The 16,983-nt window shown below is 52.2% G+C and carries 11 protein-coding genes; 3 read left to right on the top strand and 8 right to left on the bottom strand.

The window, feature by feature from the left end; all coding sequences use genetic code 11:
• Window positions 1-2: 2 nt before the first annotated feature.
• The 3 genes from metX to LWL52_RS12620 all read left to right on the top strand — a co-directional run bounded on the left by metX (window position 3) and on the right by LWL52_RS12620 (window position 3,180).
• The gene (metX, locus tag LWL52_RS12630; RefSeq protein WP_242920329.1) at window positions 3-1,055 is read left to right on the top strand and encodes a homoserine O-acetyltransferase MetX; all 1,053 of its coding nucleotides are present in this window, start codon (window positions 3-5) and stop codon (window positions 1,053-1,055) included.
• A complete protein-coding gene (locus LWL52_RS12625; protein WP_242920327.1) occupies window positions 1,045-2,283 on the top strand; it encodes a homoserine dehydrogenase in 1,239 nt (412 codons plus the stop codon). The genes metX and LWL52_RS12625 overlap by 11 nt, the downstream gene beginning before the upstream one ends.
• 186 nt (window positions 2,284-2,469) lie before the next feature.
• Window positions 2,470-3,180 carry a hypothetical protein gene (locus LWL52_RS12620; RefSeq protein ID WP_242920325.1) on the top strand — a complete coding sequence of 237 codons (711 nt, stop codon included), beginning with the start codon at window positions 2,470-2,472 and terminating at the stop codon, window positions 3,178-3,180.
• 86 nt (window positions 3,181-3,266) lie between these two features.
• Here LWL52_RS12620 and lysA read toward each other — a convergent pair whose 3' ends face one another.
• The 8 genes from lysA to bioB form a co-directional block, all read right to left on the bottom strand.
• Window positions 3,267-4,424, bottom strand: a complete 1,158-nt coding sequence (gene lysA, locus LWL52_RS12615; RefSeq protein ID WP_242920323.1) for a diaminopimelate decarboxylase — start codon at window positions 4,422-4,424, stop codon at window positions 3,267-3,269.
• Complete coding sequence (locus LWL52_RS12610) at window positions 4,417-5,748, bottom strand: aspartate kinase (RefSeq protein WP_242920321.1); 1,332 nt, start codon at window positions 5,746-5,748, stop codon at window positions 4,417-4,419. Before LWL52_RS12610 ends, lysA begins: the two co-directional genes overlap by 8 nt.
• A 285-nt stretch (window positions 5,749-6,033) precedes the next feature.
• Complete coding sequence (locus tag LWL52_RS12605) at window positions 6,034-10,245, bottom strand: T9SS type A sorting domain-containing protein (protein ID WP_242920319.1); 4,212 nt, start codon at window positions 10,243-10,245, stop codon at window positions 6,034-6,036.
• Window positions 10,246-10,676: 431 nt separating this feature from the next.
• The gene (locus tag LWL52_RS12600; protein WP_242920317.1) at window positions 10,677-11,885 is read right to left on the bottom strand and encodes a beta-ketoacyl synthase N-terminal-like domain-containing protein; all 1,209 of its coding nucleotides are present in this window, start codon (window positions 11,883-11,885) and stop codon (window positions 10,677-10,679) included.
• Window positions 11,886-12,141: 256 nt separating this feature from the next.
• The gene (gene bioA, locus LWL52_RS12595; RefSeq protein WP_242920315.1) at window positions 12,142-13,461 is read right to left on the bottom strand and encodes an adenosylmethionine--8-amino-7-oxononanoate transaminase; all 1,320 of its coding nucleotides are present in this window, start codon (window positions 13,459-13,461) and stop codon (window positions 12,142-12,144) included.
• A gap of 149 nt (window positions 13,462-13,610) precedes the next feature.
• On the bottom strand, window positions 13,611-14,225 hold the full coding sequence (bioD, locus tag LWL52_RS12590; protein WP_242920313.1) for a dethiobiotin synthase: 615 nt from the start codon (window positions 14,223-14,225) through the stop codon (window positions 13,611-13,613).
• The gene (locus LWL52_RS12585) at window positions 14,222-15,364 is read right to left on the bottom strand and encodes an aminotransferase class I/II-fold pyridoxal phosphate-dependent enzyme (RefSeq protein WP_242920310.1); all 1,143 of its coding nucleotides are present in this window, start codon (window positions 15,362-15,364) and stop codon (window positions 14,222-14,224) included. The genes bioD and LWL52_RS12585 overlap by 4 nt, the downstream gene beginning before the upstream one ends.
• A 73-nt stretch (window positions 15,365-15,437) precedes the next feature.
• Entirely contained in the window at window positions 15,438-16,436 is a 999-nt protein-coding gene (gene bioB / locus LWL52_RS12580) for a biotin synthase BioB (RefSeq protein ID WP_242920308.1), read from the bottom strand.
• Window positions 16,437-16,983: the final 547 nt, after the last annotated feature.

Here is a 16,983-nt window from a genome sequence, read left to right as displayed (position 1 = left end):
AAATGCCAGAGCAACACGTTTTTCATTCCCAACAGGCCTTCACGCTGGAGTCGGGCGCTACCCTGCCCGGCTTGCAGCTGGCCTATACTACCTACGGCCAGCTAAATGCCCGCCGCGACAACGTAGTATGGGTGTGCCATGCCCTGACCGGCAGCTCCGACTTTACAGACTGGTGGGCCGGTCTGTTTGGCCCGGGCAAGTTGTATGACCCGGCGCAGTGGTTTGTTATCTGTGCCAATACCCTGGGCGGATGCTATGGCTCTACCGGGCCGCTGTCCATCAACCCTGCTACGCTGAAGCCCTACTTTCATGCGTTTCCGGTTTTCACTAACCGCGATGTAGTGGCTGCCTTCGAGCTGCTGCGCGGCGAGTTGGGTTTAAAGCAAATTCATACGTTGATCGGCGGTTCGTTGGGAGGGCAGCAGGCACTGGAGTGGGCCATTCAGCAACCTGATGTGTTTGAACGGCTGGTGCATGTGGCCTCTAATGCCCGCCACTCGCCCTGGGGTATCGCGTTTAACGAAAGCCAGCGCATGGCCATTCGCCAGGACCCAAGCTGGCACGGCAACAGCGAGGATGCCGGCAAAGAAGGCCTGAAAACGGCACGTGCTATTGCCATGCTTTCGTACCGCCACTACAACACTTACCACGAAAACCAGCAGGAGCCCGGCAACAGCATTACAGACAATTTCCGGGCGGCAACTTACCAGGTATACCAGGGCGAAAAGCTTGCCAAGCGGTTTAATGCCTATACGTACTGGTTGCTGTCCAAAGCCATGGACTCGCACCACGTGGGCCGCAACAGGGGCGGCGTGGTGAAAGCGCTGGCGCATCTAAAGGCCCGCTGCCTGTTTGTGGGTGTCGATACCGACCTGCTTTTTCCGGTAGAGGAACAACAGTTTTTACATACACAGGTGCCGGGCTCCGCGTTTGCACTCCTTACCTCCAACTATGGCCACGATGGTTTTCTGGTGGAGGTGGAGCAGCTGACAGCCGCGATCAGTCAGTTTTATATAGAAGAAGAAACAGTAGCATTATTACACTATGAGCAATAAACATAAAATAGGCATCCTGGGATTTGGCTGCGTGGGCCAGGGTTTGTACGATGTGCTGCAGCACAACCAACTGCTGGAAATAGCCAATATCTGTGTGAAGGACAAAGAAAAGGAGCGCCCTCTGCCGGCAACTGCTTTCACGTTTGATGCCCAGCAGCTGCTGCAGGATGATAGCATCGATCTGCTGGCCGAGCTCATCAGTGATCCCAAAGAAGCCTATTTATTGGTGAAGCAAGCCCTGCTGGAAGGGAAGACCGTCGTATCTGCTAACAAAAAAATGATTGCCGAAAACCTGCCGGAGCTCGTACAGCTGCAGCAGCAGTATAAGGGCGTGTTGCTCTACGAAGCCGCTGTGTGCGGAAGCATTCCAATCCTGCGCACCTTGGAAGCCTACTACAGCACGGAGCCTTTAAAAGAGGTAAGCGGTATCCTGAACGGCTCGTCTAATTACATTCTGCACAAGCTCGATACCGAGAACCTGTCGTATGAGGAAGCGCTGCACCAGGCGCAGGCGCTGGGTTTTGCCGAAACCGACCCGACCTTGGACGTGGGCGGATACGATGCCCTGCATAAAATCTGCATTATTGCGGCCCATGCGTTTGGCGTGGTGGTGCCGCTGCAGAAAGTGTTGCGCTTTGGCATCAGCCGGGTGAGTACGCAGGATGTAGCCCTGGCACAGGCCGTGGGCGCCCGCATCAAGCTGGTGGCTTCGGCTAAAATAAACAACCTCGGCGAGCTGGAAGTGCAGGTGCTGCCCACCTTTGTTTTCCCGGACAATGAGCTATACTACGTGCATGCCGAGTTTAACGGGGTGCAGCTGGATGCCCGCTTTGCCGGTAGCCAGTTCCTGAAGGGGCGTGGGGCAGGCAGCCACCCTACCGGCTCAGCCGTTTGGGCCGACGTGTCGGCAGCGCTTGCAGGCTACAAGTATACGTATCCCAAATTACAGGCTGCTACTACACCTGTGGCCGCAGATGCCACGCTGCGGGTGTACCTGCGGCTGGCTGCACAAAACGGCGAACTGCCTAACCTGCCTTGGCACGAGGTGACCTCTTTTGGCGTGAATAGCCAGGTAGTGCAGCTGGTAGGCACCATTCTGCGCAGCGATCTGCTGCAGCACCAGCAGGAGCTAGAAGCCCGGGGAGCCTTTATCGCACAGCTGCCGGATGAACTGGCGGAAGAGGAGCTCCTGCGCGCCGCTATTGCAACAGAACTGGTCGCTGCGTAATTACGGCTAAACCATAAATTGCATTATACTTGAAAGGATGAAAACCGCTAATAAGCAAATTACTTAGTAAAAGCTAATTAAAGTATCAAAAAATTTCAGAAAGCAGCTTGAATAGGTGCTAAAACATAGCCCTTCCTTTTTGCAGAACGTACAACAACTATCTATTGGAGATATAAATGTACGGCGATGACAAAAAACTTACCCTTGCTGATCTTGGTCCTCTTTTTGGTGGCTTTCTCATCCTGCAAAGACGATAATGCGTCCCCGTTGCGCAACGTGCGCTTTGATCCTGACCTGCTGAACAAATTGCACCAGGAAGGCGGCGCCTGCCATACCTATAGCCTGCAAAGCAGGAACCTGGGCACCGTGTATACTAGGCAGGTGCTGGTAGCCTTTACAGGTGAAATTCCCCTGGCCCAACAGCAGCAAGTGCTCGCCGATTATGGCTTTGTAACCGGTATGGGAGCAGCGGTAAATAGTAATTCGGCCAGTCTGCAACCGGTGCAGCTGCAGGAAGGCCTGAGTTGCAGCCAGGTGGAACAGGCAATTAAAGAACTGGCTGCCGATACACGCATCGCTTATGTGACGCCCTACTTTCTGCAGGATGGTAATCAACTGCTGGGCATCAGCAACGAAGCTATGGTAACGGTGACTCCAAATGGCTTGCCGGCACTGTACCAACTGGCCAAAGCCTACAACGCCCAGGTCTTAAAGCCGCTTGGGAATAATACCTACCTGGTGAAAGTGGATAAACACGCGAAGGGCAACGCGCTGGAGCTGGCCAACTACCTGCAGGGCAAACCCGGCATAACCCAGGCCGAACCGGACTTTGTTGTTTCGATCAGCAATGGAAAAAGCACGCCACTGCAATTGGTTGCTGGTAACAGAGCCGAGTAATGGCAGCATAAGGGTAAGTATAAACATAAAAACGCCCGGCTTCCGTGAAAAAGCCGGGCGTTTTTATGTTTATACTTGTTGATCGTTTATACTTGCTGGTCCTGTAAATAAAGTGCCTGGGCCTTTTCGCGCAGGTTGTAATTAGAGGCCATCACTTCGCCGTAAGCGCCCGCCGTGCGGATAGCGATCAGATCGCCCCGGCTGGTTTCAGGAAGTATAACGGCTTTGCCAAAGCAGTCGGACGATTCGCAGATAGGGCCCACCACATCATACCGCTCCTCGGGCAGCTGGCTACTCAGGTTCTCGATCTTATGATACGATTGATACAGGGCCGGGCGAATCAGTTCGGTCATACCGGCATCCAGTATGGCAAAGTTGGTCGTCATGCCTTTTTTGATGTATAGTACCTTTGATACAAGGGTGCCGCACTGGGCTACCAGGGCTCGTCCAAGCTCAAAATGCACCTGTTGCCCAGAGCGTAGTTCCAGAAACTGGTGGAACAAATTAAAATAGGAAGCAAAATCAGGGATAAGCTGCTGCTCCGGCTGGTAGTAATCCACCCCCAGGCCGCCGCCCACATTAATGTGCTGCAGGGTTATTTTATGGGCTGCAAACCACTGCTGGAACTCATTCACGCGGGTGCACAGGTTCTTAAAAACACTCAGATCCGTTATCTGCGAGCCAATGTGAAAGTGGATGCCGATCAAATCAATGTTGGGCAGTTGCGCCAGAAGCTCCAGCACGCTTTCCAGTTCCCAGGCGTTAATGCCAAACTTATTCTCCTCCAGGCCGGTGGTGATATACTTGTGCGTGTTGGCGTTTACGTTGGGATTGATGCGCAGAGCGACGCGTGCCGTTTTGCCTTTCAGGGCAGCCAGTTCGTTGAGCACCTCCAGTTCCTGCTTCGATTCGCAGTTGAAACAGAAAATGTCCTGGTCCAGGGCATAATTGATCTCTGCATCCGATTTACCAACGCCGGCAAACACCACATCACTCGGAGCAAATCCACTAGCGATTGCTGTCTTTACCTCATTGCCGCTTACGCAGTCAGCCCCGAAACCATAGGTGCGCATGGCCTCCAGAATGGGGGCATTGGCATTGGCTTTAAGGGCGTAATGTACGTGGTAGTTATACTTGCGGGCTTCTTGCTGCGCCGCGTCCAGGGTCTGGCGCAGCAGGGGCAGGTTATACACATAAAGCGGCGTACTGTGCTGCTGCAGTTCGGCCAGGTCGATATTAAGCATGGGTTCTGTTTCGTTCAAAAATACCCTCGTTCAGTTGTTGCAGTGCCTCCACTTTGTGGGTGGTGTTGATGAGCACACTGATGTTGTTTTTGCTGCCGCCATACGATATCATCCGTAAGGGGATCGCTTTAAGTGCTTCGAAGATCTCCAAGCTGGAGCCGCTGCGCTCTTCTATAAAATCGCCGACCACGCAAATAATGGTTTGGTTCTGATCGACCTCTACCTGTCCGAAAGCTTTGAGTTCGGCCACGATCTGGTCCAGGAACTTGTCATTGTCAATCGTCAGCGAGATGGCCACCTCCGAAGTGGTGATCATGTCAATGGGCGTTTTATAGCGCTCGAATACTTCGAACACGCTACGCAAAAAACCATAGGCCAGCAGCATACGGCCTGATTTGATCTTGATGGCCGTGATACCGTCTTTTGCCGCAACGGCTTTTATTTTACCGCCTTCGCTTTCCGCGCTGATGGTTGTGCCTTTTGCCGAAGGCTCCATGGTATTGAGCAGGCGTACCGGAATATTTTTCTGCTTGGCCGGCAGCACGCTGCTTGGGTGTAGGATTTTGGCACCGAAGTATGCCAGCTCCGCCGCCTCGTCAAACGACAGTTCCGCAATAGGATAGGTGTTCTTTACAATGCGCGGATCGTTGTTGTGCATCCCGTCGATGTCGGTCCAGATCTGTATCTCGTCCGCATCGGCAGCAGCGCCGATCAGCGAGGCAGAGTAATCCGAACCGCCACGTTTCAGGTTGTCAATTTCCCCGAAAGCGTTGCGGCAAATATAGCCTTGCGTAATGAAAAGCGTTGTTTGCGGGTGCTTGGCCAGTTCTGCAGCCAGGTTGCGGGCAATATAGGCTGTGTCGGGCTCTTCGTTTTCATCGATCTTCATGAAGTTAAGGGCCGGCAGCAACACGGAGTTTATGCCCTGTTCTTCGAGGTAGAACTGGAAAAGTGCCGTGGAAAGCAGTTCTCCCTGTGCAAGTATGGCCCGCTCTTCGTGCTCGGTAAACAGGTCCTGCGTAAAGGCGCGGATATAATCGAAGTGCTGATCGAGCAATTCGTTGGCCTGTGTTTTCTTTTCGGCGGAAGTATAAAGCTGCGCCACCACCTGTTTATACTTTGACTGGAGCGCATCAATCTGCGCATTCGCATCCTGGTGATTATGCTGGTACAGCGATTCCGTAATTTGTACCAGCGCATTGGTGGTGCCCGACATAGCCGAAAGCACTACAATTCTGGGGGCATCGCTTTGGATAAGCGACGTTAGCGCCTGCATTCGCTCAGCAGAACCGACAGAGGTGCCGCCGAATTTTAATATTCTCATTTAATAGAAGAAAATAGGATAACAGATCAGGTTACAAAAGTAACGCAGTTTAGGCTGTAATCCATAAGATTACCGTATTTTCCTGCATCAAAAAGGCCCGCAGCTTATGCGGGCCTTTTTTGATGCAGGATGGTTGCTCCTGATTTACCTTAATTCCCGTCTCTTCAGGGGCATTCGGGCCGTTGCGGTGCCTGCTCATACTTCCAAATCAGGCAGGGAGCCTTTTGAAGAGGTTGCGCCAGATTTTATCAGCCGGATGCTGTCCTGTTCGACGGGTACACCCTGTTAATTTGTTTTCATGACCTTCACGGAAAGCTCTGTTTTCTCTCCCACCATTTTCAGCACATAAACGCCGCTGCTTAAACTTGCCAGCGGCAGTTCCAGTTCATTCAGGCCCCTTTCCAGGCTGATTGCCTTTTGCAGTACCACCACGCCGCGCAGGTCCAGGAGCAGGATTTTTGCTGCCTCGCCCGTTTCCGCTGCGATCAGTACATTGAGGTTTGTCTGAACCGGGTTCGGGTAAGCTTTCAGTGCGGCAGCAGTTACTTTTGCCGTCGTAACCGAAATGATCTTGCTCAGCGTGGCCACTCCGCTATAGTCTACCTGCTTCAGGCGGTAATAAACCTGTTGCGGCAGCATGGTTTTATCTTCAAAGCTATACTTAAGAGGCTGGCTGCTGGTACCGTTTCCGGCTACTTCGCCAATTGCTTTAAAATCAGTACCATTCAGGCTACGCTCCACTACAAACTTCAGATTATCTTTTTCGGTAGCGGTCAGCCACTGCAGCATGATGCTCCCGTTCTGGCGGATGGCTGTAAAGAAGGCCAGTTCTACCGGAAGGGGCACAACAGAGCTGTTGGGGTCGTTGAAGCGCAGAGTTACCGGACTGGTGGTTGTAAATCCCCGGGCATCTGTTGTGCGAACCGAGAATGTATAAATGCCTATTAGCAGCTGCCCCTTGGTATTATCTACTTTTATAGCCCCGGTGATAGTGTTCAGGGTGGTGCCTGTCGGCATCCTGCCAGAGACCAGTTGTGCAGCGGTAACACCGCCATCCTGGTCCGTAACCGTTGCCAGGACCTCATTGTTGGAATAGGCATTGTAATTCTTCGGGCCCGCTACATTGTAAAGCGCCGGGCAGTTAACCACGATCGTTACCGTAGATGCCGCCTTATTGCCGCTGCAGGCATTGGTTACTGTCCAGGTAAACTGGTAAGTGCCGGAAACTAACCCTGAGACACTGGTGGAAGAACTGGTTGCACTTCCAAAGGTTGCAGTAGATGGGCCGCTTACCATCGTCCACAGGCCTGTACCCGGTGCCGGGTCGTTGCCGGCCAGGGTGGTCGTGGCGCCGCATACCGTTTGGTTAGGGCCGGCATTCGACGTAACATCCGCTCCGCTCGATACCTTGATAGTGGCTTCCTGCAGCATATAGATAGGAGGACAGGTAGATGTTGCTGCTGTGGTGGGGCTTACCTGGACGGTGTAAGTATAAGTGCCCGCAGTAGTAAGGTTGCCGGTGGATACAGATTTAGTCGCATTACTATTACCTGGAGCCTCATAAGTTCCTATTGGTTGGTTCAGATTAGTTTTCAGGAACACTTTATAAGTATACCCTCCCTGGGTCTCAAAATTAATATTGGTAGCCGTACCTATGCAGATAATAGGGGCTGTAGCGGTTACAGCCCCGGCAACATTTGCTCCCGTTACCGTGATTTTAATATTAGTTGTCGTCGGATCGATATTTTGCGCCTCGCAGGGCTCTCCTGTTCTTTTAATGATCACGTTAAAATCTGTTGTAACAGAAACGGTAACCGCCGGTAAGCTAAGGTCTCCATTGGCAGTGGGTACGATCAGCGTACCAATTGCCGTATTAGATGTTTTGTTAAACAACTGATAGGAATAACCAGCTTCAGCTGCTTTCACCGTAATCACTGTGGATAGGGGCGGGCATCCGCTCATAACCGAAGCGCTTAGCGAATAGGTTTTTGGCAGCGCCGGGTAGAGGCTGGTTGTTAAGTTGCTGCCGATCTGCTGATTGCAGGGGGCGCCCACTTTCAGCGCTTTTACCGTCAGAGTGGTTGGATCGACCGTCAGCGCAGCGGACGTAAGGCTGATTGCGTTGCCGGTACCCAGCACGGAGGTACCTGAAGTGCCCGTCCCATTATAAAGGTTGTAGATCACGCCGGCCTCAGAGGTTGGCAGCAGGACCGTAGCAGCTGTGTTCGGGCAGTACTTAGGGGCCGATAAGGTAGGGACGATGGCTGTATTGAAGGGCTTGCATTGTACGGTAACGGCTGCAGATGGTGTGCTCTCGCAGTTTGTGCCAGATGTAGCCGTAATAGTTACCGAAGCGCCTGCAAATAGCTCGTAAGGGGACAGGCCAGAAACAGACCAGGAACCGGCAGCAGTAGCCGTGGTGCTGGTTAAGTATGAGCCGGCCACATATACCTTTACAAGCACGCCTGCCGGTGCGCCGCCACTCATACTAGTTGCACCTTCTACTATCGGAGATGTTATACTTAAACCTGTGCCGGTAGTTTTAGCAGTCACGGTAACAGAGGCAGAGGCAGGGCTCTGGAGTTTCCCACTTGTTGTGGCCTTCGCATAAAAGGAGGTGCCAATAGCCAGCGATAAACCACTGACAGTCCAGGATTTGTACTGGTTTATGATAGCGGGACTTCCGATAGCCGTATTAGTGGCAGCATTGTAAAGCTGTATACTTGCGCCTGACGAACCTGTGGTGGTGCCGCTCACGCTATTTACTGTACTGCCGGTGGCCACACAGTACATGCCCGTAATAAGGGGTGTGGTAGTATAATCAACAGCCGTTTTTATTGCGGATGGAGAGGAGGTAAGACTACAGGAGGTATTTCCATCAGAACCGCTAGAACTTATTCTAGCCGTAATAAAGTCACCGGCTATTAGGGTTAAGCTACTTACATTTATTGTCCAGGTAGTGCCACTTAGCGTAGCTGAAAAAGCAGTTTGCCGGATGCCGTTCTTATAGATATACACTACAGCACCCGTTGTTAATGCAGATACGGTACCGGCGACGGTAGTTAGTTTTGTTGCTATTTCAGTGTTGCCAGCCGTCGTGTTTACCGTGCCATCAGCATACGTAATGCTGGTTATAGTGGGATAGGCTTGATATGGGGTACTGGTGTTACCATTACCATTTGAGCAGAATTCATTTGATTTCAGGGACTCACACATGCCCGCTGGCTGTTGGGTAGCTGCATAAGTTCCTGCAGCTAACCCTGTAATGTCTACGGAAAAGGTGCCGCCAGACACAGTTACAGTTTGTGTCAGCACCACCGTAGTTGTATTGGGAATGTATAATCTGATAGTTACTGAGCCATTATAGCTGGAAGTGCCAGTCAGTGTTTTTCCTCCATTGGTGGTAGATGTTAGGATAGGAGCAGCTGTGCCGGAGCACGTTACGGTCGCAGCCGTTACGGTTACCGTATTCGATTCCACGGAGATTGATTTACCGGTCGCAGTTACTTTAGCCGTAATCAGGTCGCCGGCAACCAGCACGTTTGTTGCATAGGTCCAAGTGCCTGTAGATGATACCGTGGTGGTGCCAAGCAAGGTACCGTTTCTATAAACAGCCACACTGGAGCCGGCAGGCTCGGACGAGGTGCCGCTTATACTTCCTGTCTTGATCGGGCTGCTAACTACCGGAGGGGCAGAGACCAGCGTGCTGAAACCACCGGTTTGTAGTTGGCTTATACTTGTGGGCGGAAAAGTGCTGATCACATCTTTCCAGATAATCAGCTTGTTGTTGCTATAAACAAGGTCGTTTACACCGCCAACATCCGATACGGTTCCGCTGATGCCGCTTTGCGCGCTAGTAACTGTAATGCCGGACATACGCAGCGGCGTAGCAGAAGTAATACCTCCCTGAAAAGCGGTTAGCGGAACATAAAAATCATAAAAATAGTCGGCATCACCTCCGGCGGTAGTAGCAGCAATCGCTTTCTGGAAATATTGGTCAATGGAGCCACTGAAGATAGTTTGCTGCGTATTCACATTGTTTGTTACCGTGTGTTTGATGACGCGTACATCAAAATTGCTGGCTAAGAGCACCTCATATTCAAAGCCCGGGTTCTCGCCGGTGCCATTAAATGTATTGTTGATGTCGATCAGGATGCTGTATCCTTTGGAGGCGGTAGATTGCCCGCCGATCCGTACGCGGAAGAGCAGGTTTGTGCCATCAAAGTAAGCTGCAATAGGCGACCCGGTAGTGCCCGTATACTGCGAGGTTGCCAGATCCGTGTGGCCACCGCTGGAACCGCTGTTCAAATCGCTTAGAGGCTCGCTCATCATGGCCGGAAATGGCCGGTAAGGGATTTCGCTGTAAGCGGCTCCTTCGTCATTGGTCCCGCTGAAGCCTGCCGTTGTTTTAGACACATACCCGTCTTTGTTCGGGTCCATTACGGCGTTCCCTCCGTTAGTGGCTGGCTTGTAAATGAGGCCGGGCGTTTGGGCCATAGCCGGAAGCTGTAACAGCAGGATGAAGGCGATTAAGAAGACAAATCCCCTGCAAAGAGGGAGGAGCGAAGAACGATGGCTGCTTAAAAACAAAATAAAGTCCGCTAACGAGATGAATAAAACTGCTTATTGAAAAGATTATACTTACATATAATCTTATTCTTATACTTCATCTGTATAGTGCTACATAATTATGCCATTATGCCATCAGAAGAGTTGCATACAGGATTTTCTAAAAGCTTGCATTTTTATATAAACCATATTATATATTGTATAACTTAATGTGTAAAGCAAGGCAAAGAACTGTGCCAAAAGGAAGTGCTCGCAAACAGGTAGTTTTCTTTATGGGAGGATTTTTCCAGAATTTGGAAGAAGGTACTGTAAATAATTGACAGGCAGGTATAAGAGCGTATAGGAGTTTCTTTTCTTTGTTATATTTTGGTAATGATGATGCTGGCGGCATTGCCCCCGAACCCGGCAGCGTTAACCATCACCCGGCAGTAAGGTCGGCCCGGCACCGAAGCAGGAAGTAGAAGGGAGGAGTAAGGAATCGGAACAAAAGCTTGCTGCTGCAGCACGTACAGGGCATACTGGATACTCAGCGCGCCTGAGGCTCCTAACGTATGGCCTATGAGCCACTTATTGGTTGTGATGGCGGGCTGGTCGGAGCCAAAAACAGCTGCAATAGCGGCTAGCTCGGCCTTATCGCCGGCGCGGGTGCCGGGAGTGTGGGTAATGATGAGATCAACTTGCTGGTCGTGCGTGGGCAGCTGGCATAGGGCATGCTGCATGGCTTTCTGAAAATTTATGCCTTCTGCCGAAATTCCTGTTTTGCTCACGATCTTCTCAAAGCCTACCCCAACTGCTTCTACTACAAAATCGCCCGATTTCAGCATGGTTGTCTGTTCCAGCGCAATGAGTGCGGCCCCTTCGCCCAGCGCAAAGGTGTTTTGTTTTTCAAGCGCATACGGCTGGCACGGGTAAGGCTGGCCTGCCCGTTTGGAGTAGATCCCGACAGCTTTCATCTGGGCAACGGTAAAACCGGTGAGCGGCGCTTCGGTGCCTCCTGCCAGGAAACGGCCTGCCATACCTGCTTTGAGCCAGGCCACCCCGTTTGCAATTGCCATGAGCGCGGTGCTGCAGGTAATGGAATGGCTGATCTGGGCGCCACCCGCATTCACGGCATGGGCCACCCAGCTGGAAAGGTTGCCCAAAGTAGTAGTAGGGGAGGCACCGGACGAAAGACTGCCGTTTATACTTTGCCGGAAGTCGCTGTAATGGTGCTCAAATAATCCGGTGGCGCCACGCGAGGAACCCACGTTCACCCCCAGATCGTCTGAAATTGGGGCATGATCCCGTAACCAGCCGGCTTGCGCAGCAGCCTGGCGGGCGGCATATATAGCCAGCTGCACCGAGCGGTCGAGCTGTTTATAGGCAGGGTTGGTAGCCAGTAAGGCTTCAAGTTCCGCTTCAGCGGAAGCAGGAAGCGCGGCGACTGGCGTTGGCTGCCCGTTGTGCTGAATGGTTGTAAACGCAGGAATTCCGGCCGCGTATGCGGCCGCGGTCGTAACGGCATCATGCCCGAGCGGCGAAATGGCGCCGCAGCCCCTAATAACGATATGTGCTTTCGCTGCTTCCAAACGCCTGCAAAGGTACGGGATTAAGAACGGAATTTATACTATAGGATGGATTGGCGATCTGAGAATTGTTTGGTTATACTTCTACTACAGTTCTGTCATTGCAGCTTCAGCAGAAGTTGCAGTTACATGATAGAAAGATTTATTGCCATGCTACATTTTGTCATCTCGACGCAAGGAGAGATCTGACGTGTATTCATGCGTATCAGAAACAGATTTCTCCTAGTGTCGAAATGACAGCGCGGTATCCATATCGCTTCTAATCGTGTAACACGGTTTGGTCCGGGCGCGGGTAATGGGTTTCACCGGACACTACCTGCTGCATGCCACGTATCGTCTGGTATACCTGTTCCAGCTGGGCATCGGTGATGCAGTAAGGCGGAATGATGTAGATGATGTTCCCGAGCGGGCGGAGCAGCACGCCCTGGTCCAGGCCGTAGCTGTAGAGCGTGTCGCGCAGATCGCTGAAGTAGGAGGTGCCCCCGTCTTCAAACTCCACAGCAAGTATAGTTCCTGTTTGGCGCACTTCTTTTACATGCGTCAACGCCTGCATCTTTTCGGCAAACTGCTGGTGGCGCTGACCAATGCGCCGGATATTTTGCTGCGTTTCTTCCTGCATGAGCAGGTCCATACTTGCCAGCCCGGCGGCGCAGGCTACAGGGTTTGCCGTGTAGCTGTGCCCGTGGAAGAGCGTTTTGCTTTTATCGTCGTGCAGAAAGGCATTGTATACTTTCTCCGAAGCAGAGGTAACGCCCAGCGCCATCGTGCCTCCCGTCAGGCCTTTGGATAAACACACCATGTCGGGCTGGCGCTGCAGGTAATCAGAGGCAAAGGTGCGGCCGGTGCGCCCAAAACCCGTCATCACTTCGTCGGCAATCGTTAAAATGTCGTGCTGCTGGCAGATACCGAGCAGCTCATCCAGCACTTCAGGGCTATAGATCACCATACCGGCGGTACCTAGTACCAGCGGCTCGTAAATGAAAGCGGCTATATCGTTATTGGCTTCCGCTATGCTCCGCAGCTGGTTTATACTTTCTTCTTCTCTGCCTGCCACCGGCACATCAATAAACGCCACCTCGAAGAGGTAAGACCAGAAGGGAGCTGTAAAAGCACTGCGGGCACTCACGGCCATAGCGCCAAACGTATCGCCGTGGTAGCTGTCGCGGAAGGCAATGATCTTCTTTTTGGGCGAACCCAGGTTGTTCCAGTACTGGATGGCCATTTTCAGGGCTACTTCTACCGCCGTAGAGCCATTATCCGAATAAAAAATGCGGCTTTGGCCCTGGGGTAAGATCTGCAGCAAGCGCTCGGCAAACGTTACTGCTGCCGGGTGCGTGAAGCCCGCGAAAATAACATGCTCCAGGGTTTGCAGCTGCTCGGCTACTTTCTGTGCAATGTAGGGGTGTGCGTGGCCATGCAGGTTCACCCACCACGAGGCTACCGCATCTACATAGGTTTTCCCGTCTTCCGCTAGCAGCAGGGCGCCATCACCGCGTACGATCGGTATAGGAAGCGCGGCAGTTTTCATCTGCGTGTAAGGATGCCAGATGGTGCATTGGTCGCGTTCGGCTAAACTCATGGGTAAAGGATTTAAGACACAGGACAGCAGATAAAAGACGTTTGATTAGCGTAAAGCTAATCTCTGGCGCAGCCCCGTTGCCTCGTTAACACTAAAAGAAATCGTTAAGTAGAGTTTTGTCTTATAGCTTGTGTCTAACGTCTTGCATCCTAAAAATAGCCTTCAAACTGGCGGGCGTATTCGGCTACCGTATCTTTGCAGAAGTCGGCTTCCTGGCGGATGGAAGGGAGCCGGCGCAGGCCGGTATACTTCACAATGAAGTCTTCGGAGGTGGGGTTTTCCTCTCCGTTAAAGATAATGCCCGTTACGGGAATTTTGCGGTAGCGCAGCACTTCAGCCGTGAGCAGGGTGTGGTTTATACTTCCAAGATAGTTGCGGGAGATCAGCACCACCTCCAGGCCCAGTTGCTGCACCAGGTCCAGCATCAGAAAGCGCTTGTTGAGCGGCACCATCAGGCCACCGGCTCCTTCCACAATGAGGTTGTTGCTGGTCTGGGGTAGGCGCATGGCGTGCACGTCGATCTCCACGCCTTCTGCAGCAGCGGCGCGGTGGGGCGAGGCTGCCATTTTCAGGCGGTAGGCTTCTGGGTGATATACGGACACAGGGTTAGATACCAGACTCATAACAGTGTCGGTATCTGTAAAATCAAGACCGCCTGCCTGCACAGGTTTCCAGTAATCGGCCTGAAGGGCTTCGGTCAGGATGGCGGCAGCAACTGTTTTGCCTACGTCTGTTCCGATGCCTGTTACAAAATAGCTTTTCATGTTCCTTTGGCTATGGCCTGCACGAGGCCTTCAATTTCTTCTGCTGTATTAAATGCATGCACAATCACCCGCAACCGCTCCTGGCCTTGCGGCACAGTGGGCGAGAGTACGGGGCGCACGTCAAAACCTTGTTGTTGCACCTGCGCCGCCAGCTCTTTCAGCTTCGCGGTGCCGCCTTCCTCCACAAACACCGAAAGTATGACACTCTCAGCGGGGGCGCAGCGGATGCCCGGCACATTATTCAGTTGCGTATAGAGCTGGCCTACCATCGTTTTTACCTGCCGGCGTTCCAGCTGCAGGCTGGGTAGCAGCCTGTAGGCACATTTCAGGGCCAGCAGGGCATGCGTGGGCAAGGCTGTTGTATAAATAAAGGCGCGGCTATAGTTGATCAGGAAATCGCGCAGCACCTTTGGCCCCACCACAGCGGCGCCATGGCTGCCCATGGCTTTGCCATAGGTAATGACCTGTGCAAATACCTGATCTTCTAAGCCTAAGCTTACTGTTAATCCTTCTCCGTTAGGGCCGTAAAGGCCGGCCGCATGGGCTTCATCTACTATTAAAGCGGCATTCTGCTCCTGGCACAGCTGCGCCAGATCCTGCAAAGGCGCCGTGTCGCCATTCATCGAATAAACCGCCTCCACTACCACGTATACCTGCCCTGTTGCCCGCTTCAGCTTTTGCCGCAGGTCGGCCACATTGTTATGCCCGAAAGAGTAGCTTTTTGCAAAGCTCAGGCGCAGCCCGTCTTTCATAGAGGCATGGCTGGCCTCATCGTAAAAAACCGTATCGCCGCGCTGGGGCAAAGCAGACAGTAGCCCGACGTTTGCCGTGTACCCAGAGTTGAACAGCAGGGCTGCTTCGCCGTGGTGGTAGTGGGCTATCGTTTCTTCCAGTTCCTCAAACAACCTATGGTTGCCCGATAAAAGCCGGGAGCCGGTAGCACCCAGCGGCATATGGCTATACTGTTGCGTTTCGTCCTGCAGAATGGCCCGTAAGGCCTGGCTGCGGGCCAGCCCCAGGTAATCGTTGGAGCAAAAGTCTACCAGCCCGTCGGTGATTTTGAGCTGCCGCAGGTTGCCCTGTGCTGCCCGTTCCGCCAGTTTTTGCTTCAGTTTATTTGATAAAGGATGGTTTGACAAAGGACAAAGGAATTAGTGGTAATACTGTAAAGTATAAAGTCTTTTGTCTTATGTCAAACAGTCTTTCGTCTGTCTAGCAAACTGCTTGTGTTTCCTCCTTAAAGGATTTTCTTGGTTTGAGGCCCAGTAGCTGGAACATGGCCTTGTCCTGGTCAAAGTCCGGATTTGGGGTGGTCAGCAGCTTTTCGCCGGTAAAGATAGAGTTGGCTCCGGCCAGAAAGCAAAGGGCCTGCTCGGTTACATCCATCGCCTCGCGGCCCGCCGACAGGCGCACCATCGATTTTGGCATCAGGATACGGGCCGTGGCGATCATGCGCACCATTTCCCAAACCGACACGCGGGGCTGGTTCTCTAGGGGCGTGCCTTTAACCGGTACCAGCGCATTTACCGGCACCGACTCTGGGTGCTGTTCCATGTTCGATAAGGTATACAGCATGCCGATGCGGTCTTCGTCTGTTTCGCCCAGACCGATAATGCCTCCGGAGCATACCGAAATACCGGCTTTGCGCACGTTGTCGATCGTGTTCAGACGGTCGTCGTAGGTGCGGGTAGTAATGATGCTGGCGTAGTTCTCTTCCGAGGTATCCAGGTTGTGGTTGTAAGCATACAAACCGGCTTCTTTCAGGCGCTCGGCCTGGTATTCGTTTACCATGCCCAGCGTGCAGCATACTTCCAGGCCCAGGTCATTTACACCTTTCACCATGTCCAGCACCTTGTCGAAGTCGCGGTTGTCGCGCACCTCGCGCCAGGCTGCGCCCATGCAGAAACGGGTAGAGCCGCCTTCCCGCGCACGCTGTGCCGAGGCCAGCACCTGTTCCTGGCTCATGAGTTTGTGCACATCCACGCCGGTATTATAGCGGGCTGCCTGCGGGCAGTAAGCACAGTCTTCGGGGCAGCCGCCGGTTTTTACCGATAGCAGGGTGCAAACCTGTACCTCGCCGGTAGCCTGATACTGCTTGTGTACATTGGCTGCTTCCACAATCAGTTCCAGTACGGGTTTATAGTATATTGCTTTTATCTCCTCGAGGCTCCAGTTGTTTCGGAGGCCTTCGTTCAGTCCGTTCTGCGTCATGGTACTCGTGTTTAGGTTGCGAAGGTAATTTGAAGAATCAGGAATTAAAAATCAAACGAAGGGGTAGGTTTAGTGGATAATTTGTTAAGTAATTCAGCTGGTGGGTGTTTTTTGTGGATAAATTGGTTTGTGAATTTGTGTGAAAATAAAAGTTTGCCTATAAAATGGCTTTCCAGCCGAGATTGTAGTATGGGGTGTTGGTGTAGTTGGAAGAAATGGGTTTCTGGCGTTGATGCAATGGTTTTAGGTGAAGTCTGGGAGTTGGTGTATGTAGTTAATGTTTAGGTTTTTATGATTCGTTTTGGAGCTTTCTGTCAGTTGCTTTATACTTTTCTGCTGTACTTGGTAGGTGCTGAATGGTGCTCCTTTATACTTTTGGCTATACTCTGTAGCTGCTGTTTGATACTTCTCAATGCTTAGCTATACTTTCTAGCGGTTGTACTCTAAGTAAGATATTCCGGCTATACTTGATAGCAGCCTTTCTTCCTAAGTTTTATACTTGCCTTGTTTCATCTTATACTTTGGAGCGCTCCAAGCCCGCCGGGGC

This window comes from Pontibacter liquoris, from assembly GCF_022758235.1.
Lineage (GTDB): Bacteria > Bacteroidota > Bacteroidia > Cytophagales > Hymenobacteraceae > Pontibacter > Pontibacter liquoris.
This window is presented reverse-complemented; position numbering and strand designations above follow the sequence as displayed.